The organism is Corynebacterium spheniscorum, from assembly GCF_900113445.1.
Lineage (GTDB): Bacteria > Actinomycetota > Actinomycetes > Mycobacteriales > Mycobacteriaceae > Corynebacterium > Corynebacterium spheniscorum.
On sequence record NZ_FOPJ01000003.1, the window covers coordinates 281,121 to 281,389 of the forward strand.

Annotated in this window: 1 protein-coding gene; it reads right to left on the reverse strand. The window is 59.5% G+C overall.

Going from position 1 to position 269, the window contains the following annotated elements; genetic code table 11:
* The coding region (locus tag BMZ01_RS11140) for a hypothetical protein (RefSeq protein WP_177180052.1) at window positions 1-224 on the reverse strand (224 nt) is incomplete at its 3' end.
* Window positions 225-269 lie beyond the last annotated feature (45 nt).

The window sequence follows — 269 nt, forward strand, 5'->3', positions numbered from 1 at the left end:
GTTTCCGTTGCGGTTTCGGTTTCCGTTGCGGTTTCGGTCTCAACCGGAGCAGTAGTGGTTTCGGTCTCAGCCGGAGCAGTAGTGGTTTCGGTAACCGTTGCGGTCGCCGTTACGGTCTCTGCGGGAAGTGCCGGTTGGGTCTCGGTGACAGTTTCTGCCGGTTGGGTTTCCGTAACAGTCTCTGCCGGTAGCGTCACAGTCACTGCAGGCTGAGTCTCAGTCACGGTAACCGCGGGTTGAGTCTCAGTGACAGTCTCTGCCGGAGGCGC